The organism is Methylosinus sp. H3A (genome assembly GCF_015709455.1).
Classification (GTDB): domain Bacteria; phylum Pseudomonadota; class Alphaproteobacteria; order Rhizobiales; family Beijerinckiaceae; genus Methylosinus.
The window spans coordinates 1,206,981-1,231,811 of record NZ_JADNQW010000005.1 but is presented as its reverse complement, the minus strand read 5'-3'; the positions used below and the strand labels follow the sequence as shown (position 1 = coordinate 1,231,811).

Sequence of the window (24,831 nt, the reverse complement as noted above, 5' to 3'; positions counted from 1 at the left end):
CTTTGCTCGACGCTCTCGCGGATAATCTCGCGCTCGCCGCGCTCGGTCTCACGATCGAGGCGGCGATCGGCTATCCGCAATGGCTTTTCGCCGCCATCGGCCATCCGGTCACCTGGATCGGCGCGCTGATCGCCGCGCTCGACCGCGCGCTCAATCGCGATGGCGCGCCGGCTCTTTTGCGCCGTCTCGCGGGCGTCGGCGCGATCCTCGTCGTCGTTTCGGTCGCGCTCGTCGCCGGCCTTCTGCTGCAGCGGGCCTGCCTCGCTTTGCCATTCGGCATCGTTCCGCTCGCCGTGGTGACGTCGAGCCTCTATGCGCAGCGCAGCCTTTATTCGCATGTGAGAGATGTGGCGGATGCGCTCGGCGCATCGCTCGAGCGTGGCCGCGCCAGTGTCGCGATGATCGTCGGCCGCGACGTGTCGCGTCTCGATAGAGCCGGCGTGAGCCGGGCGGCGATCGAAAGTCTCGCCGAGAATTTCTCGGATGGCGTGATCGGCCCCGCCCTCGCCACGGCCTTGTTCGGCTTGCCCGGCGCGCTCATATACAAGGCTGTGAACACGGCCGACAGCATGATAGGCCACAGGACGATGCGACATGAAGCGTTCGGCTGGGCCAGCGCCCGGCTGGATGATCTCCTCAATCTCCCGGCGGCGCGCCTCTCTGCGCTCCTCGTCGCATCAGGCGCCGCGATGACGGGAGGCTCCTTCCGGGCTTCGCTCTCGACCTGCCGCCGCGACGCGAGCGCGCACGCATCGCCCAACGCCGGATGGCCGGAGGCGGCGATGGCCGGCGCCTTGGGGATACGCCTCGGCGGACCGCGCGCCTATGGAGCGCATGAGGTCGACGGCGCCTGGCTCGGCTCGGGGCGCGCGGAGGCGGCGCCGGCCGATATTCGCCGCGCCTTGCGGATTTTCAGATGCGCCGCGGCGACGGCGATTTGCGGTTTCGGAGGCGCCGCTCTGCTGCTGCTCAGTAAATGGGCAGCTTAGCTGATGCTTAAGCGCAGGGAGTGAAAAATATTCGGCGCCTCGCGTAAAACAACGTCAGATTTCATTTCCCGTGACCTTGACTATGCTATAATTTCTTTTTTGTGCGTTGCAGCAAAAGCGCGAATGGCGGCTGCTGCGCATGAATGGGAGCATGGAGAGATGGATCGGCTGTCGTACCAGTTCTATGAGATGATGCATCTGGCGTTCGCCCCGGCGCGGGCGATGTCGGACGCCACGCTCACGACCTTCAAGAATCCGTTCAATCCCTTCTCGCACACATCCGTAGGGCGCAGCGTCGCCGCGGCGGCGGAATTGTTCGAGCGCATGACGCGTCGTTACGGCAAGCCCGCCTTCGGCCTGCCCGAGACGCTCGTCGACGGCGTCGCGACGCCCATCGTCGAGGAGGTCGTCTGGGAGCGCCCCTTCTGCCGGCTGCTGCATTTCCGCCGCGCCTTTCAGGACGCCGCGCCGCGCCAGTCCAAGCTGCTGATCGTCGCGCCGATGTCCGGCCATTACGCCACTCTGCTGCGCGGCACGGTCGAGGCCTTTCTGCCGAGCCATGACGTCTACATCACCGATTGGTGCGACGCCCGCTCGGTGCCGACCGAAAAGGGCGTCTTCAGCCTCGACGATTATGTGGATTATCTCGTCGATGCGCTGCGTCTGCTCTCCAAGCGCGACGACGGCGTGCCGCTGCATACGCTCGGCGTCTGTCAGGCGTCGGTGCCGCTGATCTGCGCGGTCGCGGCGCTGGATGGCGAGGGCGGCGTCGACGCGCCGGAATCCATGGTGCTGATGGGCGGGCCGATCGATCCGCGCCGCAGCCCGACGGCGGTCAATCGCCTCGCGGTGGAGCGCGGAGTCGACTGGTTCCATCAGAATTGCATCCATACGGTGCCCTTTCCCCATGCGGGGCTCGGGCGCAAGGTCTATCCGGGCTTTCTGCAGCTCTCCGGCTTCATGGCGATGAATATCGAGCGGCATGTCGCCGCGCATTTCGACATGTTCAACCATCTCGTCGAGGGAGACGGCGATTCCGCCGAGAAGCATCGCGATTTCTACGACGAATATCTCGCCGTCATGGACCTCGCCGCGGACTTCTATCTGGAGACGGTGGAAAAGGTGTTCATCCGCCACGAGATCCCGCGCGGCGAGTTGCGCCATCGTGGCGAGATCATCGATCTTTCCGCCGTCCAGCGCACCGCTCTTCTGACGGTGGAAGGCGAGAAGGACGACATCTCGGGCGTCGGCCAGACTTTTGCCGCGCAAGAACTCTGCATGAACATTCCGGAGGCCCGCAAGCAGCATTATCTGCAAGAGGGCGTCGGCCATTACGGCGTGTTCAACGGCTCGCGCTTCCGCCGCGACATCGTTCCGCGCATTCGCGATTTCTTCACGCGGGTGGAGACGAGGCAGGGCTGAGCCCGGCCTGGACCGCGAGCCTTCAGGCTCGCATCGCGCGTCGAGATTCGATTATTTCGCTGCGCCGGCGCCTCACGCCGGCAGCAGCCCCTTGCGCAAATTCTCCCCCGCCAGCGTGATGATGCGGCCGACGGCGGAAGGATCGGCGAGCCAGGCCTCTATGCGCGGATGGGTGAGCTGCGCGGGCGTGCAGCGCCGATAGACCTTGTAGCACTCGGAAAGATAATACGGCAGCGTGATGAACTCGCCGACCTCGCTCGAGAGATGATAATTCTCGAGCTTGAAGGTGTAGCTGCCCTGCACGCCATACCATTCGCCGATCGGCGGATAGATGGGAAAAATCTCCGCGCGTCCGAGATCGTCGATCGCATAATAGTCGATGTTGACCGCCGGCGTCGGCAGGCCCACGCGCGCAAAGAGCTTCTTGGCGATATCGAAGAGCACGAAGGGCTTGGGGTGTACGAGCGAATACATGAACACGCCGCGCCGCGCCCAGGTCGAGAGCTCGGGCGAGAGGTCGATGTCGAATTTGCTCTTGCTCGCCTCGACCAGCTCGGTCACCGCATCGTTCCACACGTCGAAATAGCCGAGCGCCTCATAGACATTGCGGTTGAACAGCGCATGCGCCTCCTCGACCGAGAGGCCGCGGCGGAAGGCGAAGACGGCGAGCGCCGAATGATAGGGGCCGACCGGGCCGATCGTCGGCGCATGGCCGCGCGTCGCGTCGAGCAGATAGACGAGATCGGGATGAAAGGCGGCGAAGGTGATCGCCGGAAACATGATCACCCTGTCGAGCAGCGCGCAGAGCTCCGCCGAGCCGCCGCCGCGCACATGGCCGGGCAGAAACTCGTGGCTGAACACGTAGTCGTAAGTGGCGAGCGTTTTCGCGAGCAGCTTCATATCGGCGAGCGTCTTGCCGATCGCCGAGAAATGCGAGACGCGCGCGCTCGGATCGAGCAGCTTCATCGCATAGGCGATGCCGAAAGCCTGGCAATTGCCGATGACGGCGATGCTCGGCCCGGTGAGGCGCGGGCCCTTCGAATAGAAGGGCGCGAGCCGCGGCGCGACGAGGTGATTGTACCAGGAGCGGATGATCTGTCGGTCGATCTGAGACAACATGCGCGCGTGATGCCGTTGTGTCGCGGCCCGAAATCAAGTCGGCGCCGTAGGATGACAAGCGCCCGGTCGCCGTCTATGCTCCCGGACGCATCGATGAGGCCGCCGCATTCATCCCGATCCCGGCGCGCCGTCTTCGCCTCTACGAGGCGGACCGCGCGTCTTTCGATGAACCGGCTCGACGAGCCGCGATGGCCGGCGGCTTTCCAGGAGACCGACAATTGGCGGAACATCCCTATAGCTCCCTACCCGACCATCGCTTCTGGCGCAAGGCGGTGACGCAGACGCCGCCCTTCGCGATCGACCCGATTCTCTCCACCCCTTTCAAAATCTCTTTGAAAGACAGAGTGGCGACCGGCGGGAGTTGTTTCGCGCAAGAAATCGCTCAGAAACTAAAGGCGAGCGGCTACCACTATTATCTCGCCGAGCAGCCGCCGGAGGGCATGTCCGCCGCCGAGGCGGAGCGGCGCAATTATTCGATGTATTCCTGCCGCTACGGCAATCTCTACACCACGACGGCGCTGCTCCAGCTGTTCGACCGCGCTTATGGGACGCTCGAGCCCGAGCTCGTGCATTGGGTGCGCCAGGAGGACGGCCGCATCGTCGATCCGTTCCGCCCGAGCATAGAGCCGGACGGCTATGACTCGATCGACGACATGCTCGCCGAGCGCGAGCGGCATTTTGCCGCCGTGCGCAAAATGTTCGAGACGATGGACGTCTTCATCTTCACCTTCGGCCATACCGAATCCTGGCGCTGCCGCAGCGACGGCGCGGTGCTGCAGCAGGCGCCCGGCGTCGCCGGCGGCGTCTGGGATCCGTCGGTCTTCGCCTTCCACAACATGACGGTGTCGGAGGTGGTGCGCGACTTCCTCGCCTCCGTCGATCGCATTCGCTCGGTCAATCCGAATTCGCGCATCATTCTCAGCGTCTCGCCGGTGGGCATCATCGCCACTTACGAGAATCGCCATGTGCTCGAGGCCAATTCGGCGATCAAGGCGATTTTGCGCGCCGCGGCCGACGAGGTGGTGCGCGCGCGGCCCAACATCGCCTATTTCCCGTCCTACGACGTCGCCACGGCGCCGCCCAATGTCGCGCGCTTCTACCGGGACGATGTGCGGCGCATAAATTCCTTCGGCATCGGCCAGACGATGCGAATGTTCTTCGACCATTTCACCGAGCGCGAGACGCAGACGGCCAAGATCGAGCCGCTGAAATTCGACGTGGCGGCGGAGGCGGAGAGTAATTCCCGCATCGTCTGCGACGAAGAGGCGATCGAAACCGCGTGACCTAGAGCTTATATATCGTCCGTTGCAGGTCGAACGGAGGATGACGCCTCATGGTCACGGGCTCGCTCGCTCTCGCCGTCGCCGGCGCCTTCACAGGGGCGTCTCTCTACGTCAATTTCGTCGAGCAGCCCGCGCGGCTGAAGCTCGACGACAAAGCGCTCATCGAGGAATGGGAGACCTCCGACCATCGCGGCTTCGCGCTGCTCGCCGGCCTCTCGCTCGTCTCGGCGATCCTCGGCTTCATCGATTACAAGACCTCGGACGATGTGCGCTGGCTCGCCGGAGCGGCGGCGATCATCGCCGCATGGCCTTTCATGTTCTACGCGATCGTGCCGCTCAATAACCGCATTCTCGCCCTCATCGCCGCCGAGGACCGCGCCGACGCGCGCAAGTCGATCGTGCTCTGGGGCGCTCTGGAGCAGGCGCTCACCGCGCTCGGCGCGTCGGCGACGGCGCTCTTCGTCTTCGCCAGCGGCTGAGGCGGCGCGGCCGAAGATTCGACAAGATGATCGTCGATCCTCCTCTTCCACAGCAGAAGGAGGATCGACATGACGCGCTCTTTCGCCCGCGATGTTCTCGCGCCATCCGCCTGCGCGCTTTTGGCGGCCGCCGCTCTGGCCGCGAGTCCCGCAGCCGGCGCTTCGACCAATGATCCGCGCGGCGTCTGGCTGCGGCCGGAAGGCGGCGTGCAGTTCAGCTTCTATGATTGCGAGTCCGGCAAGCTCTGCGCCAAGGTCGTCGCCGCGCAGAACGCCGAGGATCGCTCCTCCATCGGCGCGGTGATCCTGCGCGGCGCCAAGCAGACCGGGCCCAATGAATGGGCGGGCCAGCTGTTCAATGTCGAGGACGGCAAGACCTATGACGGATTCATCACCGTCAAGAGCCCGACGCGATTGACGCTGAAAGGGTGCCTGTGGGGCATGCTGTGCAGCGACGAGACCTGGACGCGCGTCTCCGCGCCGCCGGCGGCGCACGCCATGGTCGACGCCGATCTGAGATAATGTGTCAGGTCTCGTTGGAATAGACGCGGATCGATTTGATCTCGAACCGCGCCGGCAGCGCGCTCTTGTCGATGGGGCCGCCCCAGGAGCCGCCGAGCGCGAGATTGATGCGAATATGCATCGGTCGCCGCAGCGGATCGTCGGCGCCGCGCGGCGCGACGGCGAGCACGCGGCGGCCGTCGATGGAGACGGCGATCGTCTCGGAGCTCCAATCCAGCCGATAGCTGTGCCATTGTGAGGAGAGCGTCGGCACATTGGTCTCGGCCGACCAATTGGTCAGCTGATCCAGCGTCGGCCCGGCGTGTGCGCTGGTGAAGACGATGTCGGGCTGCTTGCCGACCGCCTCCAGAATATCGATCTCGCGATAGGGCGCGCCATCCTCGCCGAGCATCCAGATCGCCGGCCAGGTGCCGGCGCCTTTCGGCGCGCGCGCGACGATCTCGACGGAGCCATAGCGCATGGAGCGACGCGAGACGATGCTGCCGGAGGTGAATTCCGCGCAGAGCGTCGAGCGCGTCCAGTCGCTCGAGGCGCGATCGTAGCGCGCGTTCACGACGCCTTCCGCGCGCCCTTCCAGCACCAGCGCGCCATCGGCGACGAAAACATTCGACGGCCGGTAATATTGCTCCTCGCGATTGCGGATGAAGCCGATCTCATAGGACCAGAAATTATCGTCCAGCGCGCCGGCGCGCGCAAAATCCTCCTCATGGACGAGCCGCGCCGGCGTGTGCTTCTGCTCGGCGGCGACGCCTCGCTCTGCAAGCGCGATGGCCGCGACGCCGAACGCGCAGAGTAACAACGCGGCGACGCCCGCGCGCCGGGCCGCGCCGTGCTCGAGCGAAGGCGCGGCGACGGCGGCCGTCCGCTCGCTCGCGCGCCGCAGCAGGCGGCGGCGCAGAACGGCCAGCATCGGCTTTTCGACGAGCAGATGAACGACGACGCCCGCGGCGATCGAGAGCGCCAGCGTCGAAACGACCGCGACCATGCCGGCGAGCGGCCGCTCGACCGGCAGATGCAGCGCGCGCGCGCCGATGCGGGCGAGCGTCAGCACGATCGGATGCGCGAGATAGATGGAATAGGAGGCGTCGCCGAGCAGCATGAGCATGGGCGAGCGCGGGAGCCGTCCCCGCGCCTCCGTCGCCAGCAGGCCCAGCAAAAGCGCGGCCGAGGCGAGGCCCGCAGTTCGGACGCGCGCGAAATCATCCGAGTCGAACAAGACGACGATGACGAAGGCGCCGCCGCCGATGAGGGCGGCCGCAGCGCCCGGCGCGATCTTGGCCGCTTTCCCCCGCACGTAGAGATAGCCGACCGCCGCGCCGATGACGAATTCGAGCACGATCGGATTGCAATAGATGTGCAGGAAGGGGTTCGTCGGCAGGACCGCGAGATAAAAGGCCGTCGCCGCAGAGAACAGAAAAGCGAGAATCGCCAGCCGCAGGCGGATGGAGCGAAGGACCAGCAACGCCGCGAAGACGAAATAGAAATAGATCTCGTAATTGAGCGTCCAGCCCAGCTTGAAGAAGGGCGTGTAATTGTCCTCGAGCGGATTGAAATGCGGGATGAACAGCAGCGACAGCGCGATATGGTCGAATGTCACGAGATTGTGCAGCATGGCCGCGGGCCAGGCGAGGCAGACGGCCAATATGGCGAGAGTGAAGAGCCAATAGAGCGGCGCGACGCGAATGAGACGGCGCGCCAGAAATTCGCCGGGTCCGGTCGGCCGCTGCGCGGTGACGACCATCATGATGAAGCCGCTGATCACGAAGAACAGATCGACTCCGGCTGCGCCGAAGGCGCGCGGCGTCGGCCAGTAGAATTGCTCGGTATAGACGCCGGTATGAATGAAGACGACGAGGATTGCCGCGGCCGCCCGCAAATATTTGACGGCGCGGATTTCCTCGTTTCCGCTCACGCTGCTGTCGGACATGCCCGATCCTTTCGAAACAATTCGACGTCGCGGCCGCAGGGGCCACTGAAATCATGTGCCAATCGGGGACGATTCCCGACGGCTCGCGCCATTGGTTGAAGGAAACATGCCAACTGGCGCGAGCAGCGCTCGCGCTCGCGCGTCTTGCTTCCGGGGGAGGCGATGCGAGCCTCCCGGCTCGCATCCTCGGCGGCTCAGAGGGAAAAAGGCGTCAGTGGCTCGCCTGTGTGGCGGCGCTCTCGGCCGCGGTCCGCGCCGTCTCGACGGCGAGCGGGCCGATGAGGATGAAGGCGAAACCCACGGCTCGCCACTCCACCGCGGAAAGGCCGGGCGCGGTCTTGGGCGGGGCGGCCGACGGGCGCTCGCCGCCGGCGCGCTCGAAATAGAGCGCCACCTTGGCGCCGGCGGAGGATTGGTAGATCAGCAGGCCGGCCGGCGCGAGCACGCCCGGAACGAGCCGGCCGCCGATGAGCTCGAGGCCGGCGGCGGAGAGATCGGGCAGGCGCCCGAAGCCGGCGCGCTCGCCGAGCCAGGTCGAGAGCTCGGCTTTGCGGTCGGCGCCGATCTCCACGGGCCGCGCATCCTGCGCGAAGGTCTGATAGGCGAGCTGGGCGTGGGCGACGAGGCCCGGCGGCTCGATGATCGCGCGCTGCGCAGGCGCAGGCGGCGAGGCGGGGCCGGTGAAGGCGAGCAGCGCCGCGCCGGCCACAACGGCGCCGGCGAGCAGCGTCAGCAGCGACATCACGATCGCCGGCCGGCGCGGGAGCCTGCGGCTGGTGTCCGAACGCCGCATGGCCCGAAGCGAGGCGCCCTTGCTCGGGCTGAAGCGCGCCCAATTGACGCCCGAGCCGAAGCTGCGCGTCAGACTCGTTACCGAAGCCGTTCGCAGCCCGGCGGGCACGGGCTCCTTCACCGTCTGCGCGAAAGCCGCGCGCAGCGCCGCATTCTGCCGTCGCCAGCCCTCGACGAGCGCGGCGTCCTCGGCGTGGCTGTGCAGATGATCCTCTATGCGCCGACGATTTTCGGCGTCGAGCTCGCCATCGACGAAAGCGTGCAGGTCCGATTCGTCGACATGCTCCCTGGGGCTCATGTGCGCCGGCTCATGCGTTACTTCACGACGCGCAAATGCGGCCCGGGCCGCCGGCCGGCTTCGGCTCCCGGAGAGGGATGGCGGTCCAGCGCGGTCAGCGCCGAGCGCCCGCGCATCAATCGCATCAGCGCCACCGGCCGGTCGGTGCGGGTGATGCGGGCGACCTCCTCGTAAGTGAAGCCCTCGAGCACGACGAGCAGAAGCGTCTCCCGCTCCTCGAAGGGCAGATCGGCGAGCCGATGCATGATCGCCGGCTGGCGCAGAGATGGCCGATGCGGCGCGGCGGAGCGCAGCCGACGCTGGGCGGCGTGGGTGAGGGAGGCGTAGAGGTCGACGCGCAGGTCGAGCACGGCGCTGGGGGAGTCGTGCCGAGACTCGTCGGCCGTGGTCTGCAGCGCGGTCTGGACGAGCTCGTCGGCGAGATCATTGGCCGCGCCGGAGAGCAGCGCACGGGCGTAGCGACGCAGGCCCGGCGTGAGCCTTTCCAAGGTCTCGTCGAAATCCTCCGCCTGTCCCATCGCTCGGCCCGTCTCGCGCGGCCCTCGACGCCTCGTCCGCGCGGCGCTCTGGTTCGGTTTCTTCCCTGGCGGATATTATGCCAGTCCGGTGCGATTGACTATCTCCGCGCCCTGAGATTTATGTGTTTTTGTATGTCGGGCCGCATGCGAGGCCGGAGACGCCTCCGGTCGGTCGACCTGCTCCGCCTACCTAGCTCGGGCGCCAAGCTCGCGCGTCAAGTTCGCGCGCTTTGTGCGCAGCCCTCCAACGGCGTTGCCGACAGGCGGCGGAACGCCCCGCCTCTCGATCGCAGATTTATGGACCTTTGCTCCCATGTCGCATCCGGAACCGACGTCGAACGGCAATATTTTCAGCGGCGTTCTCGCCGGCAAGCGCGGCCTCGTGCTGGGCGTCGCCAATAATAAATCGATCGCCTGGGGCATAGCCAAGGCCGCGGCCGACGCCGGCGCCGAGCTCGCGCTGACCTTCCAGGTCGAGGCGCTGGAGAAGCGCGTGCGCCCGCTCGCGGCGGAGATCGGCGCGACCGTCGTCGGGCGCTGCGACGTCTCCGAGCCGGAGACGATCGACGCCGTCTTCGCCGAGGTCGAGAAGCTGTGGGGCAAAATCGATTTCGTCGTCCATTGCCTCGCCTTCTCGGACAAGGATCAGCTCGACGGCCGCTATGTCGACACGACGGCCGAGAATTTCACGCAGTCGCTGCTGATCTCCTGCTTTTCCTTCACGGCGGTCGCCCAGCGCGCCGAGAAGCTGATGAAAGACGGCGGCTCGCTGCTCACCCTCACCTATTACGGCGCCGAGAAATGGATGCCGCATTACAATGTGATGGGCGTCGCCAAGGCCGCGCTGGAGGCGTCGGTGCGCTATCTCGCCGCCGATCTCGGCGAGAAGAACATTCGCGTCAACGCCATTTCCGCCGGGCCGATCAAGACTTTGGCGGCGTCGGGCATCGGCGACTTCCGCTATATACTGCGCTGGAACGAATATAACGCCCCGCTGCGCCGCGTGGTGACGATCGAGGAAGTGGGTGAGACGGCGGTCTATCTGCTCTCGCCCATGGCGCGCGGCGTCACCGGCGAGGTGCTGCATGTCGACGCCGGCTATCATGTCGTCGGCATGATGAATCCGGGCGCGGCGCCGAAAATGGCCTCGCTGCTGGCGCTGCTGCCGCAGCATACGACCGAGACGAAATAGGGCACCGGGCGAGCGGTTGGATGCGAGCCTGAAGGCTCGCATCGCCCCTCAGCGGAACTTCACCGTGAGGTCGGTGCCGACGGCGCCGGTCTCCGAGCTCGGCCCTTGATCGGAGACGATGATCGAGCCACCGAGCCACAGCCGGTCGGCGATCTTCTGGCGCACCTCGTCGGAGAGCTCGATGCGATCCAGAGCGTCGGCGGCGCTGGAGGCGGCTCCCCAAGGCGCCGCGCTGCGCTCCTCCACCAGGCCTTTCTTTTTATGTGCGGCGCGCGCCTCGGCGATGCGCGGCGGCATGGAGAGAACCGACCATTTGAGCGCGCCGCCGTCTCCCGCGGCCGTCGCGATATAGAGATGCGAGCCGAGCGGGCGCTCCGGCTCGCGGATCGTCGCCGGCGCATCGAAGATCGGCGTCAGCCCTTGGCGCACATAGATGCGCTGATTCTTCTTGCTCACCAGAACCGAGATCGGCGCGCTGCGCAATTGCGCGTCCTTCTCCGCCTTGGCGGCGGCGGCGGAGGCTTCCGCCGCCTCGCGGGAGCGGCGCGCGGCCTCGACATATTCCGCGTCGCTGGCGTTGTAGGCGGTCTTGGCCGTCTCGAGCCGCGCCTTGGCCTCGGCGAGGGCGGCGTCGGCCTTCGCCTTCGCCGCCTCGGCGGGGCTCGCGCCGTCGTTCGTCGGCAGCTCCGGCTTGGCGGTCGCGACCTCCTGCCGCTTGGCGGCGGCGATCTCAGCGGCTTTGGCGGCGGCTTCGGACTTGGCGCGGGCGGTCGCCTCGCCGGCTTCGGCGGATCTGAGCTCGGCCGAGGCGCGCGCGGCTTCCTGCCGCTTGGCGTTCAGCGCGAGCGAGGCTTCGGTCGCCGCTTTGGAGGCGGCGGCCGCATCGGCCACGGCCTTGGTTTTCAGCTGCTCGGCGTAGCGCCGCGGATTGAGGAGGGGAGCGGCGGCGCCATCGGCGAAACCGTCGCGTAATCCCGCATCGGCGAGCGTCGCCGCCGAGGCTTCCGAGGGCGAGCGCATCTTGGGCGAGGGCAGCGCCGCATGCGAGATTTCCGTGGGCGAAAGGTCGTAGGGCGCGATGACGACGCGCTCGCCGATGCGGGTCATGCCCCAGAGCTTTTGAGCGAAGGCGCCCGGCAGACGGATGCAGCCATGCGAGGCCGGATGGCCGGTCACATGGCCCGTATGCATGGCGACGCCGGACCAGGTGATGCGCTGCATGAAGGGCATTGGCGCGCCGGAATAGAGATTGGAGCGGTGGAAGCGCTCGCGGCCGAGAATGGTGAACATGCCTTCCGGCGTCGGATGGCCGGGCACGCCGGTGGAGATCGTCGAGCGGTCGACGAGACCATTGTGATTATAGATGGAGATGTGCTGGCCGCTGAGCGACACCACAGCGAACAGCGGTCGCGCCAGGCTCACATTCTCGCTCGGCTTGGCGTCGACGGCGGCCTTCCCCCGCTTGCCATGGCCCTTGCGCGGCGCGTCGGCGTCGGAAGTGGAATAGCTCAGCGCGGCGGCGGGTCTCGCCTCGAAAGCGAGAACGGCGGCGGCGACGCTCGCGGCGCAGACCGCGGAAAAGGTGCGAACGCAGACCTTGCGGCTGCGGGCTCCAGCAGCGACTTCCGACATGACTCGAAAACTCCTGACACACACGAACACGTTGCTCGAGCAGATAACGCTCCGTTCCGATGTGGACAGAGCGTCACCCTCGCCTGCATTGCTCTTATTGGTTAACGATCGACTGACATCTATGCGTCGGCGCACGTTACGACGATTTGCATCGCATTTTCTGGGTTCGCGGCGCCATGCCTCGAGGCCGTTCGCGTCTTTCGGCCGCCTCGCCCGGCGCCGAACCTTATTTGTCGAGACGGATTCATTCGGAGACGAAGATCGTGGCGATTTCATTTCGAAACACGCTGGGGCGGATCGTGGCCGCGCCGCTCGCTCTTTCACTCGCTCTTGCGCTCGCGCCGGCCGAGGCCTGCACGAGCTTTCTGCTCAGGGCCGCCGACGGCTCGGCCGTCTATGGCCGCACGCTGGAGTTCGGCTTTCCGCTCGAATCGGAGGCGATCGTCATTCCGCGCCATTACGCGGCGCGCGCGACAGTGGCCGAGGGCAAGCCGGGCTGGGGCTGGAAGTCGCGCTATGCGATCGCCGGGCTCAACGCCTTCGGCCTGCCGGTCGTGGTCGACGGGCTGAACGAAAAAGGCCTCGCCGGCGGCATTCTCTATTTTCCGGGCTTCGCAGGCTATGCCGATCCCAATTCCGCCGATCCTGGCCACGCGCTCGCGCCCTGGGATTTTCTCACCTGGGCGCTGGGCAATTTCGCCAGCGTCGCGGAGGTTCGCGCCGCGCTCGACACGATCACCATCGTCGATCTCGTCCAACCGACGCTCGGCGTCGTCCCGCCCTTCCATTATGCGCTGCACGACGCCAGCGGCGCCTCGCTCGTCGTCGAGCCGATCGGCGGCCGGCTGAAGGTCTATGACAATCCGCTCGGCGTCATGACCAACGCCCCCTCCTTCGACTGGCATCTCACAAATCTGCGCAATTATGTGAAGCTCTCGCCCGTCGACGCGCCGCCGCTGAAGATCGCCGGAGAGAGCTTCGCGCCGCTCGGCGCGGGCTCAGGCCTGCTGGGCGTTCCCGGCGATCCGACCCCGCCCTCGCGCTTCGTGCGCGCGGTCGGCCTCACCCTCTCCGCCGAGCCGCAGAAGACCGCCGCGGAAACGGTGCGCCTCGCCGAGCATATCCTCAATAATTTCGACATTCCGATGGGGCTGGTGCGCGTTTCGCCGCAGGAGACGTCGCGCTTCGAATATACGCAATGGTCGTCGATCGCCGATCTCGCGGGGCGCGTCTATTATGTGAAGAGCTACGACAATCAGGCGCTGCGCAGCATCGATCTCACCAAATTGGAGCTCGAGGGCCGCAGCGTGCGGGCGGCTCCTCTGCGGCCCTCCTCGAGGGCGGCGCCGGTCGAATTTCCCAAACGTTGAGGCCTCGGCCGGCTATGGCTCGCCGACGAACGCCGGCGGGGCGTCTCTCGAGAAACGGGATTTTTATCGAAGAACCAGCTCCGACTTTTTCGAATTCCGGCCTCCGGCGCCGAGAATGCCTTGTCACGGGGGAGGCTTTTTGTTAGACGGGCCGCCTGCCGGCGCTTCGGTCTCGATCGAGGCGTCCCGGCGCGGTCGTGGCGGAATTGGTAGACGCGCTAGCTTGAGGTGCTAGTTGGGCAACCAGTGGAGGTTCGAGTCCTCTCGACCGCACCAAGCCTCGAGGCATCGAGGCTTTTTATCCATCGGGTTTTATTGCGGATTCCGGCGACCATCGCGGCGGCGCGGTCGCCCACGGCTCGAAGATTCGCTCCCCCTGCTCGAAAACCGCCCCCCATCGCCCGATCCGGCCCGAGCGGCTAGAAACGCCGCGCCGGCAAAGATTCGGACAAATTCCTGTGTCCGCTTTGCTGCTATATGGATTTTCGAGCGCCGGCGCCGTTCGCGAGAAACGGCGGTCGGTCGATAGAGCGCATGGAATCGAAAAAATGTCGGGTCGCGTCGTCAATTGGGACAGATTCCTGAAAATATTTCGCGGAAAGGAGCCGACCTTCGATCGCTACGTCGACGCGCTTCCGTCGCATCAGAACGCCATAGACGCGATAAAAGGCTGGAGCACCGCCTTTCCAGAGGCTTACAATGTAAAAGCCGGCATCGTGCCGACCTATTATGACGCGCGAATTTTTTGGGCGATCGAATGTTTCGGCTCGCTGGAGGGCCGCGAGGTGCTGGAGCTCGGTCCGCTCGAGGCCGGCCACACCTATATGCTGGAGGGCGCGGGCGCGCAGGTCGACGCGGTGGAGGCCAATCAGCTCGCCTTCATGCGATGCCTCGTCGCCAAGGAAATTCTGCGGTTGCAAAAGGCGCGCTTCTGGCTCGGCGATTTCGTCAAATGGCTCGAGCAGACCGACAAGAGCTATGATCTGATCGTCGCCTCCGGCGTGCTGTATCATTTGCACGATCCTCTGCGGCTGCTCGAGCTCATCGCGCAGCGCGCCTCGGCGGTCTTTATCTGGACGCATGTCGTGTCGGACGCGATGCCGCCCTCCGATCCGCGGCGCAGCGTCATGTCGAAAACTCCCGAGGAACATTCCTTTCACGGCGTCACCGTGCGCGCCTATCCGCGAAGCTATGTGAAGACGCAGTCGAATCCGGCCTTTTGCGGCGGGATGCGCGACGACCATCGATGGCTCGACAAGGACGATCTGCTCGCGGCGCTGCGGGCGCTCGGCTTCGACGACATTCGGACCACTCATGACGATCCGGACCACTTTTTCGGGCCGGCGATATCGATCTTCGCGCGCAAATCATAGTGGTCTGCGTCATTCGAGCCGAAGAGGCGAGGGCCGAGGCGCCCTCGCTTTCAGTGACGCGAGCCGATAATCCGAGGCAGGGCGGGAAGGCGATATGAGAGTGCTGCTGCTCGGCGGATCCAACGCCGGGGTCTATTTCGGCTGGGCCGCCCAATTGCAGGGGCTGATGCCGGAACATGAGATCACCAATATGTTTCTCGGCGCCGTCGGCTCGCTCTATGGGCTCGCGCGCCTGCAGGAGGCGGAGCGGCGCGAGCAAGCTCCGCCCGATCTCGTCGTTTTCGAATATGCGCTCAACGATATTATTCTGCTGGACGCAGGCTTCGCGACCGCAGCCCTCGTTCACGACGCTCTCTCCAGCGTCGCGCAGCATTGCGCGGAGCGCGGCGTCCCGCTGCTTTTTCTCTGCCTGCGTCCGCGCCCGACCGGACGAGCGCGCGTCTCCTCCCAAGTGAGGCGCATCGAGCGCATCTATCGCGGCGTCGCGCGAGCCCGCGCCATGGCGCGCTGCGTTACGCTCGAGGCAATCTTGGGCCGCGAGCGCGCCGAGGATTTCGTCGATGCCCATCATCTCACCGCGGAGGCGTCGCGGCGCTGCGCGGAAGTCGTGGCCAAGATCATATCCAGCGGCGAAATTCCGGTTCCGAGGGTCGATCGATCGCACACGCCAATATTCGATTATGTTCCGGCGGCCGCGGCGCGGGCGCAGGGGCGCTGCCGCAATGTGGACATAGTCTCGACGGTTTTCTCGGGAGCCTTTCTCGAAATCGCCCGGCCCGGCTCCAGCCATTGGCCCGGCCGCGGCCGGCTCGCCGGGCTGTTGTTGCGCTCGACGCATGAGAGCGGCGTTTTTCGCATCGCGGCCGGCGGGCGGGCCTATGCCAGGACCGCGCAATCGAGCATGCGCGAGATCGTGCCCAATCTCATTCTCCTCCATTACTCGCGCCGGCGTCCCTGGGCCGATTTCGATCTCGAGGTCGCGATGCCGGACGATGCGAGCGCTCTGGCCGCGCTGCCGGAAGAGAAAACGCTGCTGCCGGCGGAGCCGGGGACGCCCTTCGCGGAGCAGACGCTCCAGATCGCCGGCGTGATGTTCTGGCGTCCGTCCTTCTGGCGCCGCTGGCTCGCCTTCCTCCGCCTGCGGCTCGGCTCCTGACGGTGAAGCTCCCGCTAGACCAAGGCGTTCTGCGCGCTCGGCCAATCCGCGACCACAATTGGACGGCAGTGTCCGCCGCGCTGACGCGACGAACCTAAAAGGTCCTGCCATTCATGTCCGACGAGACGAATGATCACACGGTCGATCTGAGTGACCCTTCCGAATATGAAGATATCGTCTCTCAGCGCGCCATCGCCTTCTGTCACCTCGCCAAAGTCGCCGATTCCGTCCGCGACGAGCAGGTCAAGGAGCAGTGCCTCATCATGCTGCGCAAGCTCAACGCCAGCATAAGGGCGCCCTCGACGGCCGACGTGCGATCGATCGATGGCGGACAGCTCTGACGCGGCCTCAGCCACGGCTCAGCCGGGCGGAGATCGCCTGCTGCGCTTCGTCGAGGCGCGCGTCGAGCGCGCGAAGCCGATCCGGCGCGCCTTCGGCCGCCGCGAGCGCGGATTCATATTCTTCCGCCGCGTCGCCGAGCGCGAAGGCGCCGATTGCGCGCGCCGCGCCTTTGAGCGTGTGAGCGAGATCGTGGCGCGCCTTGTCGGTTCCCGCGGCCGCCAGCCGTCCGCCGAATTCCCCGGCCTGGACCGAAAACAGCGCCAGCAGCTCGGCCTCGAGCTCGGCGTCGCCCATCGTCTGCCGCGCGAGATACGCCCAATCGAGCGCCGGCTGTCCCGCCTTTGGCGCCGCTTTCGCCGTGTCGGGGTCGTCACCATCCGTCATTCTACGTCTCCGATCCGCTCCTGCGGGAAAAGCCACGCTTTTCCTGTGGATTGCGCCCGGCCCGCGCGATTCGCTCCGGCGATTGCGCTCGCGGGGCCGCAGCGGGCGTCGTATTCTTATTCGAATCAATTCTATGTAAGCATTGCTTGCGATTTCTGGCCAGGCTCCAGATCGCCTGTTTTGCTCCGCTCTCGGTTGAACGCGAAGCATCTTCCCCCAGTCGCGTTAACGACGATTTCGATTGGCCGCGGGGCCCGGTTTCATTTGCGCGCCGACGGCGGTAATATTTGGTTAATCTTTTCTGCTCGATGTGAACGGCAAAGTAAGGTGAGCGGCGTCATAAAGCGGAACCGCGACCGCTCGGAGAGGTGACGATGGCGAAATCGGGCAAGCCCCAGGACGCGGCTATCGCTGCGCTGTCGGCGGTCGAAGAGGCGTTGAATCTGGGCGTGGAGCCCGCCGCCGAGGCCGTGACGGAAGCGGGCGAGAAAGCCGCGTCGTCGGCCGACAAGGGCGCGCTCGCGGATAAGTCCGAGGGCAAGAGCCAGGCCAAGACGGCCCCCGGCTTCAACTTCAGCCTCCCATCCTCGCGTCGCCAAGATGCGCGCGAGAGCGCGCGTTCGCCGGAAGGCTCCGCGCCGCCGGCGGGCCGCGGCGCGGCCAAGCCTCCGGTCGCCCCGGCCGGCGCGCCGGCCAATGACGATCGGCAGACGATCGGCGAGCTGCGCGCCGCGCTGCAGGTGCGTCCCAACACCGCCATTCTCGGCTACACCTTCTTGTCCATCGCCGCCTGGGCGGTGCTGTGGACTCTCTTCGTCTATTTCAACCAGGGCGAGATTCTCGACCACGAGAACGGCTCCTTCCTGGCGCCCAAGCCGGTGCTGACGCTGCTCGCGCTTCTGGCGCCCATCGTCTTCATCTTCGTGACCGGCGTGATGGCGCGCCGCGCCCATGAGATGAAGCAGGTCGCCAATTCCATGGCAGAGGTGGCGATCCGCCTCATCGAGCCGGAGACGATCGCGACCGAGCAGATGGTGACGCTCTCGCAGGCGATCCGCCGCGAGGCCGCCTCCATGGGCGACGGCATAGAGCGCGCGCTGGCGCGGGCCAGCGAGCTCGAGATCATCGTGCGGACCGAGGTGTCCAATCTCGAGCGCTCCTATTCCGAGAACGAGCGCCGCATCCGCGTGCTCATCGACGAGCTGACGCGCGAGCGCGAGGCGATCCTCGTCAACGCCGACAACGCCCGCACGGCGTTGCTCGGCGCGCGCGAGTCGCTGTCCGCCGAGCTGCAGACCAGCTCCTCCCATCTCGCCGAGACGGTGAGCGAGGCCGGCGGCCGCGTGACCGCCGCGCTCGGCTCCAAGGGCGAGGAAATCCGCATGGCGCTGGAGCGCGTCGGCGATGGTTTCAACTCCACGCTCTCGACGCGCGGGGAAGACATGGTGCAGCGTCTCTCCGTCGCCGGGGAGACGATCGCGGCCAGCCTGACTTTGGCCTCCGAGGAGGTCACGCGCCGCTTCACCGACGGCATCGCCGAGGCGGATCGCCGGCTTCACGATCGCGGCGAAGCGCTCGCGGCCGATTTCGAGACGCGCGGCGTCTCGGTCGTCGAGCGGCTCGACTCCATCGGCGGGCATCTCGTCCAGGCGGTCGGCGACCGCGGCGACAGTTTTGTCGATCGTCTCGCGCAGACGAGCGGGCGCGTCGACGAGGCGATCGAGACGCATGGCGGCGCGATCGAGCATTCGCTGCTCGTCGCCTCGGAAACTCTCGCCGCCCAGCTCGCGGACAAAGTGGCGGCGACGGAATCTGCCTTCAAGACGGCCGGCGACCGCATCGCCGATCTGCTCGAGGAAACGCGCGAGCGCGCCCGCAGCGAATTCGAGGCGCATGGGGCGGGGCTGCACGACCGTTTCGCGCAGACTCTCGCCGAAAGCGCCGGCGCCTTCACCGAGCAGGCCGACGCCTTGCAGGAGCGTTTCGCCGCCGTCGCCGGAGAGGCGATCGCGGCCATTGCGTCGCATGGCGACCGCGTCACCGAGACGCTCGCCGACCGGCTGGTCTCCTTCGAGGAGAATGTGGTCGTTCACGGCGGCGAGATCGCGACGCGTTTCGCGGAGCAGGGCGAGCGGATCAGCGTGGCGCTGACGCAAGGCGTCGCGGAATTCGAGCAGAGCGTCGCGCTGCGCGGCGCCGAGGCGACGGCGCTGCTCGCGGAAGAAGGCGCGCGTCTCGGCCAGACGGTTTCGGAAGGTCTCGCGGCTTTCGAGGAGCGCGTCACCGGCCACAGCGAAGATGTGGCGATGCGTCTCCTGACGCAGGGCGAGGAGATCGGCGCGGCGGTGGCCGCGGGTCTCGCGGCCTTCGAGGAGCGTGTGACCGGCCACAGCGAAGATGTGGCGATGCGTCTCTCGACGCAGGGCGAGGAGATCGGCGCGGCGGTGGCCGCGGGTCTCGCGGCTTTCGAGGAGCGGGTCGCGGGCCGCAGCGAAGATGTGGCGACGCGTCTCTCGACACAGGGCGAGGAGATCGGCGCGGCGGTGGCCGCCGGCATCGCGGCCTTCGAGGAGCGGGTCACCGGCAACAGCGAAGAAGTGGCGGCGCGTCTGGTTCTGCATGGCGACGCCATCGGCTCGGCGGTCGCGGAAGGTCTGGCGGCCTTCGAGGATCGCGTCCTCGGCCACAGCGAAGAGGTGGCGACACGTCTCTCGACGCAGGGCGAGGAGATTGGCGCGGCGGTGGCCGCGGGCCTCGCGGCTTTCGAGGAGCGCGTCGTGGGCCGCAGCGAAGATGTGGCGACGCGACTTTCGACGCAGGGCGAAACGATCGGCGCTGCGGTGGTTGCGGTTCTTTCGGCCTTCGAGGATCGCGTCCTCGGCCACAGCGAAGAGGTGGCTGCGCGTCTCTCGGCGCATGGCGACGCGATCGGCTCGGCCGTCGCCGAGGGGCTTTCGGCCTTCGAGGATCGCGTCATCGGCCATAGCGAGGATGTCGCCACTCGTCTGGCGTCGCATGGCGACACGATCGGTGCCGCCGTCACCGAGGGTCTGGCGGCCTTCGAGGAGCGGGTCGCCGGCCAGAGCGAGGATGTCGCGGCGCGGCTCGCGGCCCATGCGGACGCCATCGGGACGGCGGTCGCCGAAGGTTTCGCCTCTTTCGAGGAGCGCGTCGCCGGACAGGGCGTCGCGGCGGCCGAGCGCCTCATCGAGGAAGGCGCGCGCATCGGCCTGTCGGTTTCCGAGGGCGTCGCGGCTTTCGAGGCGCGCGTGCTCGGCCACAGCGAGGTGGTCGCCGATCGTCTCGTCGCCCATGGCGACGCGATCGGCTCTGCGGTGACCGAAGGCCTCGCGGCCTTCGAGGAGCGGGTGACCGGCCACAGCTCGGAAGTGACCGAGCGTCTCGTCGCCCATGCGGATGCGATCGGCTCGGTCGTGTCCGAGAGCCTCGCGGCTTTCGAGGAGCGTGTCGTCGGCCAGGGCGAGCAGGCGGCGGAACGTCTCATCGCACATGGCGACTCGATCGGCGTCGCCGTGGCCGAGGGCCTCGCCGCCTTCGAGGCGCGCATCGTCGGACATGGCGAGGATGTGGCGCAGCGCCTCGTCGCTCATGGCGACACGATCGGCGGCGTCGTCACCGAAGGACTCGCGAAATTCGAGACCCGCGTGCTCGGCCAGAGCGAGGAGGCCGCGGCGCGGCTCTCCGCCCATGGCGAAGCGCTGGGCCTCGCCGTGGCGGACGGAATCGCCGCTTTCGAGGACCGTCTCGCGCAGCAGCACGAGGCGACTCTGTCGAGCCTCGAGGAGCAGAGCGAGCGCGCGACGGCGGCCGTCGCCGGCGGGCTCGCGGCTTTCCGCGAGCAGGTCGTCCAGCAGAGCGAGGAGACCGCGTCGCGGTTCCTCGAGCAGGGCGAGCGGGTCGGCGCGGCGATCGCCGAAGGGCTCGCCTCTTTCGAGGAGCGCATCGCCGGCCGCAGCGACGACACCGTGCTGCGGCTCGTCGAGCGCGGCGACGAGATCGGCGCCTATCTCTCCCAGGGTCTCGCGGCCTTCGAGGAGACCGTCGTGCGCCATGGCGACGAGGTCGCGACGCGGGTCACCGAGCAGTCGGACCGCATCGCCTCGGTGCTGTCCGAGCGGCTCACCGCTTTCGAGGATCAGGTCGCGCGGCAGAGCGGCGACGTCGTCGCCCGCGTCACCGAGCAGGCCGAATGGGTCGACGGCGTGCTGGTCAATCGGCTGGACGCGCTGGAGGAAGCCACGGCGCAGGTGTCGCGCACGCTGGTGGAGACGCAGAGCCGCGCCGAGACGGCTTTCGCCGTCGGCGGCGCCGAGCTGCGCGCCGGCCTCACCCAGGGCGTCGCCGAAGTCGCGGCGACATTCGCCGAGCAATCGGCCTCCTTGCAGGAGCGTTTCGCCACCACGGCGAGCGAGGCGGCTCTCGCCATCGCCACCCAGGGCGAGCGCATAGAAGAGGCGCTCGCCGGCCGCATCGCCGCCTTCGAGGCGATGGCGATCGATCAGGGCGGCGCGCTGGCCAATGCGCTGGCGGCGAGCGGCGAGGGGCTGACGCGCGAGGTGGCCGAACAACTCGTCGCTTTCGACGAGACCTTGCGCGACCACAGCGGCCAGCTCGCGGCGCAGATCGCCGAACATTCCCAGCAGCTGGCGGCGGAGCTCTCCGAGCGTCTGGCGGCGGTCGACTCGGCCATCGTCAACGAAGGCGCTGCGCTGGTGGCGGCGATCGCCGCCAATGGCGACGGCTTCACCCGCGATATCGGCGAGCAGCTCGCGGTTTTCGACGAGGCGCTGCGCAATCGCGGCGGCGAGCTCACGGCGCAGATCGGCGAGCATTCGCAGCAGCTGGCGGCGGAGCTCTCCGACCGCATGGCGGCGGTCGACTCGACCATCGTGAACGAAGGCGCCGCGCTGGTGGCGGCGCTCGTCGCCAATGGCGAGGGCTTCAGCCGCGACGTCGGCGAGCAGCTCGCAGCTTTCGACGAGGCGCTGCGCAATCGCGGCAATCTGCTCGCCGAGCAGCTCGGCGAGCATTCCGAGCAGCTCGCCGCGGCGCTCACCGAGCGGCTTGCGGCGGTGGACACGACGATCATCGATCAGGGCGGCGCGCTGGTCGCGGCGCTGGCGGCGAGCGGCGACGGCGTCGCGCGCGGCGTCGAGGATCAGCTCGCGGCCTTCGACGAAAGGCTGCGCTATCACGGTGGCGAGCTGGCCGCGCAGATCGGCGAACGCTCGCAGCAATTGGCGGCGGCGCTCGCCGAGGGACTTTCGGCGGTGGATACGACCATCGTCGACCGCGGCGGCGCGCTGGTCGCGGCTCTGGCGGCGAGCGGCGACGGCGTCACGCGCGGCGTCGAGGATCAGCTCGCAGCCTTCGACGAGCGTTTGCGCCATCAGGGCGGCCAGATCGCCGCGCAGATCGGCGAACATGCGCAGCAGCTCGCGACGACTTTGTCGGAACGTCTGGCGGCGGTCGACGCCGCCATCGTTCAGGAGGGCGGCGCGCTGGCCGATCGTCTGGCGGAGCGCGCCGACGAGATCGCGGCGCGCATCGGCGATCAGTCGCAGCGGCTGTCGGAGGACGTCGGCGAGCGGCTCGCAGCCATAGACAAGACGATTTCCGGCGACGGCACGGCGCTGGTCGAATTGCTCGGCGCGCGCGCCGAGGAGATCGCCGCGGTCATGTCGTCGAAGATCGAGAGCTTCGAGACCGTTTCCAACGCGCGCACGCGCCAGGCGGCGGATCGCATAGACGCGCTCGTCGGCCGCGTCGACTCGGGCCTCGAATCGGCGGGCAAGGCCTTTCAGGACACGCTCGCCCGCCATGCGGTCGAGGTCGCGCGCGCGATGGGCGAGGGCGGCCGCGAGGTCATTCGCTCGCTGGACGAGAAGGTCAAGGACATCGATGCGGTGCTGCTCGCCCGCTCGACCCAGCTCACCGAGACGCTCTCCTCCAAGGCGGAGGAGATCAACGCCACGCTCGGCGGCCGCGCGGAAGAGATCGCCGGCACGCTGGACGGGCGCATCGGCGTGTTCGAGAACAATGTCGTCGGTCGCCTCGATGCGGTCTCCGGCGAGATCGGCGAGCGCAGCCGCGTCGTCGTCGAGACGATCAACGCCCGCATAGAGGAGATCAACGCCACGCTCGCCTCGGCGCGGCGCGATCTCGACACCACTCTGCACGCGCGCACCGGCGATCTCGGCCAGGCGCTCACCGAGCGCGTCGGCGAGATCAGCTCGACGCTCGAGCAGCGCCTCAACCAGATCCAGACCACGCTCGGCGACCGCGGCGGCGAGGTGACGCGCGAGCTCGCCAATGTCGGCGAGCTGGTGGCCCATGCGATCGAGAGCCGCGGCTCGACGATCGTGCAGCATCTCGGCGAGAAGCGCGTCGAGCTGGCCGCGGCGATCGACCAATCGGCCGAGGAGCTCAAAAAGGCGCTCACCGAGGGCGCCGAGGGCTCGGTGCGGGCGTTGCTCGACGTCAATGAGAAGCTGCGCTCGGAGCTGCCCGAGGTGCTCGACCGGCTCGGCGCGACCAATTCCTCGCTGCAGACCATTATTTCGACGGCCGGAGGGAATCTCGCCAATCTCGACAAGGAGCTGGGCGGCAAGCTGCGTGAGTTCCAGGGCGCGATCGAGACGGTCGGACAACATATCGCGCAGATCGGCGAAGTGTCGGGCGGCGTGATGCGCGACGCCGGCTCGATCGTCGGCGCGATGGAGACCCATCAGCAGAGCTTGACGCAGAGCGCCGAGCGGCTGACGCAGAGCCAGTCCGAGCTCGACGCCGCGCTCGACGCGCGCCGTCGCTCGCTGGAGAGCCTGGTGCTGCTGGTCGAGGACAAGCGCAAGGACTTCGAGGAGACGGTCGCCGCCTTCTCCGGCCTCGTCGAGGAGAATTTCCGCCGCGTCGAGCAGCGGGCTCGCGACGTCGGCGGCTTCATCGCCCAGGCCACCAGCGAAACGGCCGAGCTCGTCGACGAGCGTTTCGGCGCCGTGCGCGAGGCCGCGTCGCGGGAGCGCGAGGAGACCGCCGCGGCGTTGCGTTCGGCCTATGAGCAGGCCAATGACGAGCTGGCGGATATTTTCGGCCGGGCGACGGAGAAATTCGCCGCCGCCGCGACCGAGATCCGCGGCATGTCGATGCAGATTCAGAGCGAGCTCGAGCAGACTCGCGCCGAAGTGCGTCGCGGCGCCACCGAATTGCCGCGCGAGACGGCCGAGCAGGCCGCCGCGCTGCGCCGCGTGGTCGGCGAGCAGGTGAAGGCGCTCAACGAGCTCACCGACATTGTCGCGCGCTCGGGCCGCGCCTATGACATTGCCGAGCCGGCCCCGGCCCCTGCGGCCTCCGCTCGCCGCGGCTTCGAGGCCCCGCAGCCGGCGGCCGCCGCGCCCGCGCCGCCGCCTCCGCCGCCGGCCCCTCCCGCGCCCCGCGCGCCCGAGCCGAGCTGGACGAGTCGCGCCCCGCGGGAAGAGCCGCAACGCGTCGTGCGAGCGATGCAGCCGCCGCCGCCTCCGGCCCCGACGCCTCCTCCGGCGCGGCAGACGGCCTCCGCCGCCGAGGATGGCTGGCTCACCGATCTGCTGGCGCGCGCCTCTCGAGACGAAGCCCCCGCCGCCCCGGCGCCCCGCGCCAACACGGCGGCCGGCCGAGCCAAGGCGGCCGGCGCGCTGGACAATCTCACGCTCGATATCGCCCGCATGGTCGACCATGGCGCGGTGGGCGAGTTCTGGGACCGCTTCCAGCGGGGCGAGAAAAATCTATTCAACCGACGGCTCTATACGGCCCAAGGCCAGCAGACCTATGAGGAGATTCGCCGCCGCTATCGCGTCGATGCGGATTTCCACGCCACCGTCGATCATTATGTCCAGGAGTTCGAGCGGCTCGTCGCCGAGACCAGCCGCAATGATCGAGAGGGCGCGCTGACGCGCGGCTATCTCGTCTCGGACGCCGGCAAGGTCTACACCATGCTCGGCCACGCGGCCGGTCGTTTCGAGTGACTCCCCGCGGCC

At 67.4% G+C, this 24,831-nt stretch carries 17 protein-coding genes and 1 tRNA gene; 12 read left to right on the top strand and 6 right to left on the bottom strand.

Features of this window, described 5'->3' with window-relative positions; translation table 11 throughout:
- Positions 1–2: 2 nt before the first annotated feature.
- The gene (gene cbiB, locus IY145_RS08825) at positions 3–989 is read left to right on the top strand and encodes an adenosylcobinamide-phosphate synthase CbiB (RefSeq protein WP_196407871.1); all 987 of its coding nucleotides are present in this window, start codon (positions 3–5) and stop codon (positions 987–989) included.
- 159 nt (positions 990–1,148) lie between these two features.
- On the top strand, positions 1,149–2,411 hold the full coding sequence (locus IY145_RS08820) for a polyhydroxyalkanoate depolymerase (RefSeq protein ID WP_196407870.1): 1,263 nt from the start codon (positions 1,149–1,151) through the stop codon (positions 2,409–2,411).
- A gap of 72 nt (positions 2,412–2,483) precedes the next feature.
- On the opposite strand, the gene IY145_RS08815 is transcribed toward IY145_RS08820, so the two are convergent.
- The gene (locus tag IY145_RS08815) at positions 2,484–3,530 is read right to left on the bottom strand and encodes a WcbI family polysaccharide biosynthesis putative acetyltransferase (RefSeq protein ID WP_196407869.1); all 1,047 of its coding nucleotides are present in this window, start codon (positions 3,528–3,530) and stop codon (positions 2,484–2,486) included.
- A 218-nt stretch (positions 3,531–3,748) separates the two neighbouring features.
- On the opposite strand from IY145_RS08815, the gene IY145_RS08810 reads away from it, so the two are divergent.
- From IY145_RS08810 to IY145_RS08800, 3 genes are all read left to right on the top strand, one after another.
- Positions 3,749–4,813 (top strand): GSCFA domain-containing protein, encoded by a 1,065-nt coding sequence (locus IY145_RS08810; RefSeq protein ID WP_196407868.1) that lies wholly within the window; start codon positions 3,749–3,751, stop codon positions 4,811–4,813.
- Between the two features lie 50 nt (positions 4,814–4,863).
- Positions 4,864–5,292: an anthrone oxygenase family protein gene (locus tag IY145_RS08805; RefSeq protein ID WP_196407867.1), complete on the top strand. Its 429-nt coding sequence runs from the start codon at positions 4,864–4,866 to the stop codon at positions 5,290–5,292.
- Positions 5,293–5,361: 69 nt separating this feature from the next.
- On the top strand, positions 5,362–5,814 hold the full coding sequence (locus IY145_RS08800; RefSeq protein ID WP_196407866.1) for a DUF2147 domain-containing protein: 453 nt from the start codon (positions 5,362–5,364) through the stop codon (positions 5,812–5,814).
- Between the two features lie 4 nt (positions 5,815–5,818).
- Here the strand turns inward: IY145_RS08800 and IY145_RS08795 are convergent, their stop codons facing one another.
- The 3 genes from IY145_RS08795 to IY145_RS08785 all read right to left on the bottom strand — a co-directional run bounded on the left by IY145_RS08795 (position 5,819) and on the right by IY145_RS08785 (position 9,349).
- Positions 5,819–7,741 carry an acyltransferase family protein gene (locus IY145_RS08795; RefSeq protein WP_196407865.1) on the bottom strand — a complete coding sequence of 641 codons (1,923 nt, stop codon included), beginning with the start codon at positions 7,739–7,741 and terminating at the stop codon, positions 5,819–5,821.
- 211 nt (positions 7,742–7,952) lie between these two features.
- Positions 7,953–8,831: an anti-sigma factor gene (locus tag IY145_RS08790; protein WP_196407864.1), complete on the bottom strand. Its 879-nt coding sequence runs from the start codon at positions 8,829–8,831 to the stop codon at positions 7,953–7,955.
- A gap of 17 nt (positions 8,832–8,848) precedes the next feature.
- A complete protein-coding gene (locus IY145_RS08785; RefSeq protein ID WP_196407863.1) occupies positions 8,849–9,349 on the bottom strand; it encodes a sigma factor-like helix-turn-helix DNA-binding protein in 501 nt (166 codons plus the stop codon).
- 313 nt (positions 9,350–9,662) lie between these two features.
- Here IY145_RS08785 and fabI point away from each other — a divergent pair, with 313 nt between their 5' ends.
- On the top strand, positions 9,663–10,541 hold the full coding sequence (gene fabI, locus IY145_RS08780) for an enoyl-ACP reductase FabI (protein WP_196407862.1): 879 nt from the start codon (positions 9,663–9,665) through the stop codon (positions 10,539–10,541).
- Between the two features lie 48 nt (positions 10,542–10,589).
- Here fabI and IY145_RS08775 read toward each other — a convergent pair whose 3' ends face one another.
- Positions 10,590–12,173 (bottom strand): L,D-transpeptidase family protein, encoded by a 1,584-nt coding sequence (locus IY145_RS08775; protein ID WP_246721874.1) that lies wholly within the window; start codon positions 12,171–12,173, stop codon positions 10,590–10,592.
- 269 nt (positions 12,174–12,442) lie between these two features.
- Between IY145_RS08775 and IY145_RS08770 the strand changes: the two genes are divergently transcribed.
- From IY145_RS08770 to IY145_RS08750, 5 genes are all read left to right on the top strand, one after another.
- Positions 12,443–13,543: a choloylglycine hydrolase family protein gene (locus IY145_RS08770; RefSeq protein WP_409455322.1), complete on the top strand. Its 1,101-nt coding sequence runs from the start codon at positions 12,443–12,445 to the stop codon at positions 13,541–13,543.
- A 191-nt stretch (positions 13,544–13,734) separates the two neighbouring features.
- A tRNA-Leu gene (locus tag IY145_RS08765) sits at positions 13,735–13,819 on the top strand.
- Positions 13,820–14,091: 272 nt separating this feature from the next.
- On the top strand, positions 14,092–14,916 hold the full coding sequence (locus IY145_RS08760) for a class I SAM-dependent methyltransferase (RefSeq protein ID WP_196407859.1): 825 nt from the start codon (positions 14,092–14,094) through the stop codon (positions 14,914–14,916).
- Positions 14,917–15,010: 94 nt separating this feature from the next.
- Complete coding sequence (locus tag IY145_RS08755) at positions 15,011–16,072, top strand: SGNH/GDSL hydrolase family protein (RefSeq protein WP_196407858.1); 1,062 nt, start codon at positions 15,011–15,013, stop codon at positions 16,070–16,072.
- Between the two features lie 113 nt (positions 16,073–16,185).
- Positions 16,186–16,413 carry a hypothetical protein gene (locus IY145_RS08750; RefSeq protein WP_196407857.1) on the top strand — a complete coding sequence of 76 codons (228 nt, stop codon included), beginning with the start codon at positions 16,186–16,188 and terminating at the stop codon, positions 16,411–16,413.
- Between the two features lie 7 nt (positions 16,414–16,420).
- Here IY145_RS08750 and IY145_RS08745 read toward each other — a convergent pair whose 3' ends face one another.
- Complete coding sequence (locus tag IY145_RS08745; RefSeq protein WP_196407856.1) at positions 16,421–16,798, bottom strand: Hpt domain-containing protein; 378 nt, start codon at positions 16,796–16,798, stop codon at positions 16,421–16,423.
- Positions 16,799–17,172: 374 nt separating this feature from the next.
- On the opposite strand from IY145_RS08745, the gene IY145_RS08740 reads away from it, so the two are divergent.
- Positions 17,173–24,819: an apolipoprotein acyltransferase gene (locus IY145_RS08740; protein ID WP_196407855.1), complete on the top strand. Its 7,647-nt coding sequence runs from the start codon at positions 17,173–17,175 to the stop codon at positions 24,817–24,819.
- Positions 24,820–24,831: the final 12 nt, after the last annotated feature.

Coding starts and splice junctions, on each gene's coding strand:
- IY145_RS08820 (WP_196407870.1), top strand. CDS start 1,149: ATGGATCGGCTGTCGTACCAGTTCTATGAGATGATGCATCTGGCGTTC.
- IY145_RS08815 (WP_196407869.1), bottom strand. CDS start 3,530: ATGTTGTCTCAGATCGACCGACAGATCATCCGCTCCTGGTACAATCAC.
- IY145_RS08805 (WP_196407867.1), top strand. CDS start 4,864: ATGGTCACGGGCTCGCTCGCTCTCGCCGTCGCCGGCGCCTTCACAGGG.
- IY145_RS08800 (WP_196407866.1), top strand. CDS start 5,362: ATGACGCGCTCTTTCGCCCGCGATGTTCTCGCGCCATCCGCCTGCGCG.
- IY145_RS08795 (WP_196407865.1), bottom strand. CDS start 7,741: ATGTCCGACAGCAGCGTGAGCGGAAACGAGGAAATCCGCGCCGTCAAA.
- IY145_RS08790 (WP_196407864.1), bottom strand. CDS start 8,831: ATGAGCCCCAGGGAGCATGTCGACGAATCGGACCTGCACGCTTTCGTC.
- IY145_RS08785 (WP_196407863.1), bottom strand. CDS start 9,349: ATGGGACAGGCGGAGGATTTCGACGAGACCTTGGAAAGGCTCACGCCG.
- fabI (WP_196407862.1), top strand. CDS start 9,663: ATGTCGCATCCGGAACCGACGTCGAACGGCAATATTTTCAGCGGCGTT.
- IY145_RS08775 (WP_246721874.1), bottom strand. CDS start 12,173: ATGTCGGAAGTCGCTGCTGGAGCCCGCAGCCGCAAGGTCTGCGTTCGC.
- IY145_RS08760 (WP_196407859.1), top strand. CDS start 14,092: ATGTCGGGTCGCGTCGTCAATTGGGACAGATTCCTGAAAATATTTCGC.
- IY145_RS08755 (WP_196407858.1), top strand. CDS start 15,011: ATGAGAGTGCTGCTGCTCGGCGGATCCAACGCCGGGGTCTATTTCGGC.
- IY145_RS08750 (WP_196407857.1), top strand. CDS start 16,186: ATGTCCGACGAGACGAATGATCACACGGTCGATCTGAGTGACCCTTCC.
- IY145_RS08745 (WP_196407856.1), bottom strand. CDS start 16,798: ATGACGGATGGTGACGACCCCGACACGGCGAAAGCGGCGCCAAAGGCG.
- IY145_RS08740 (WP_196407855.1), top strand. CDS start 17,173: ATGGCGAAATCGGGCAAGCCCCAGGACGCGGCTATCGCTGCGCTGTCG.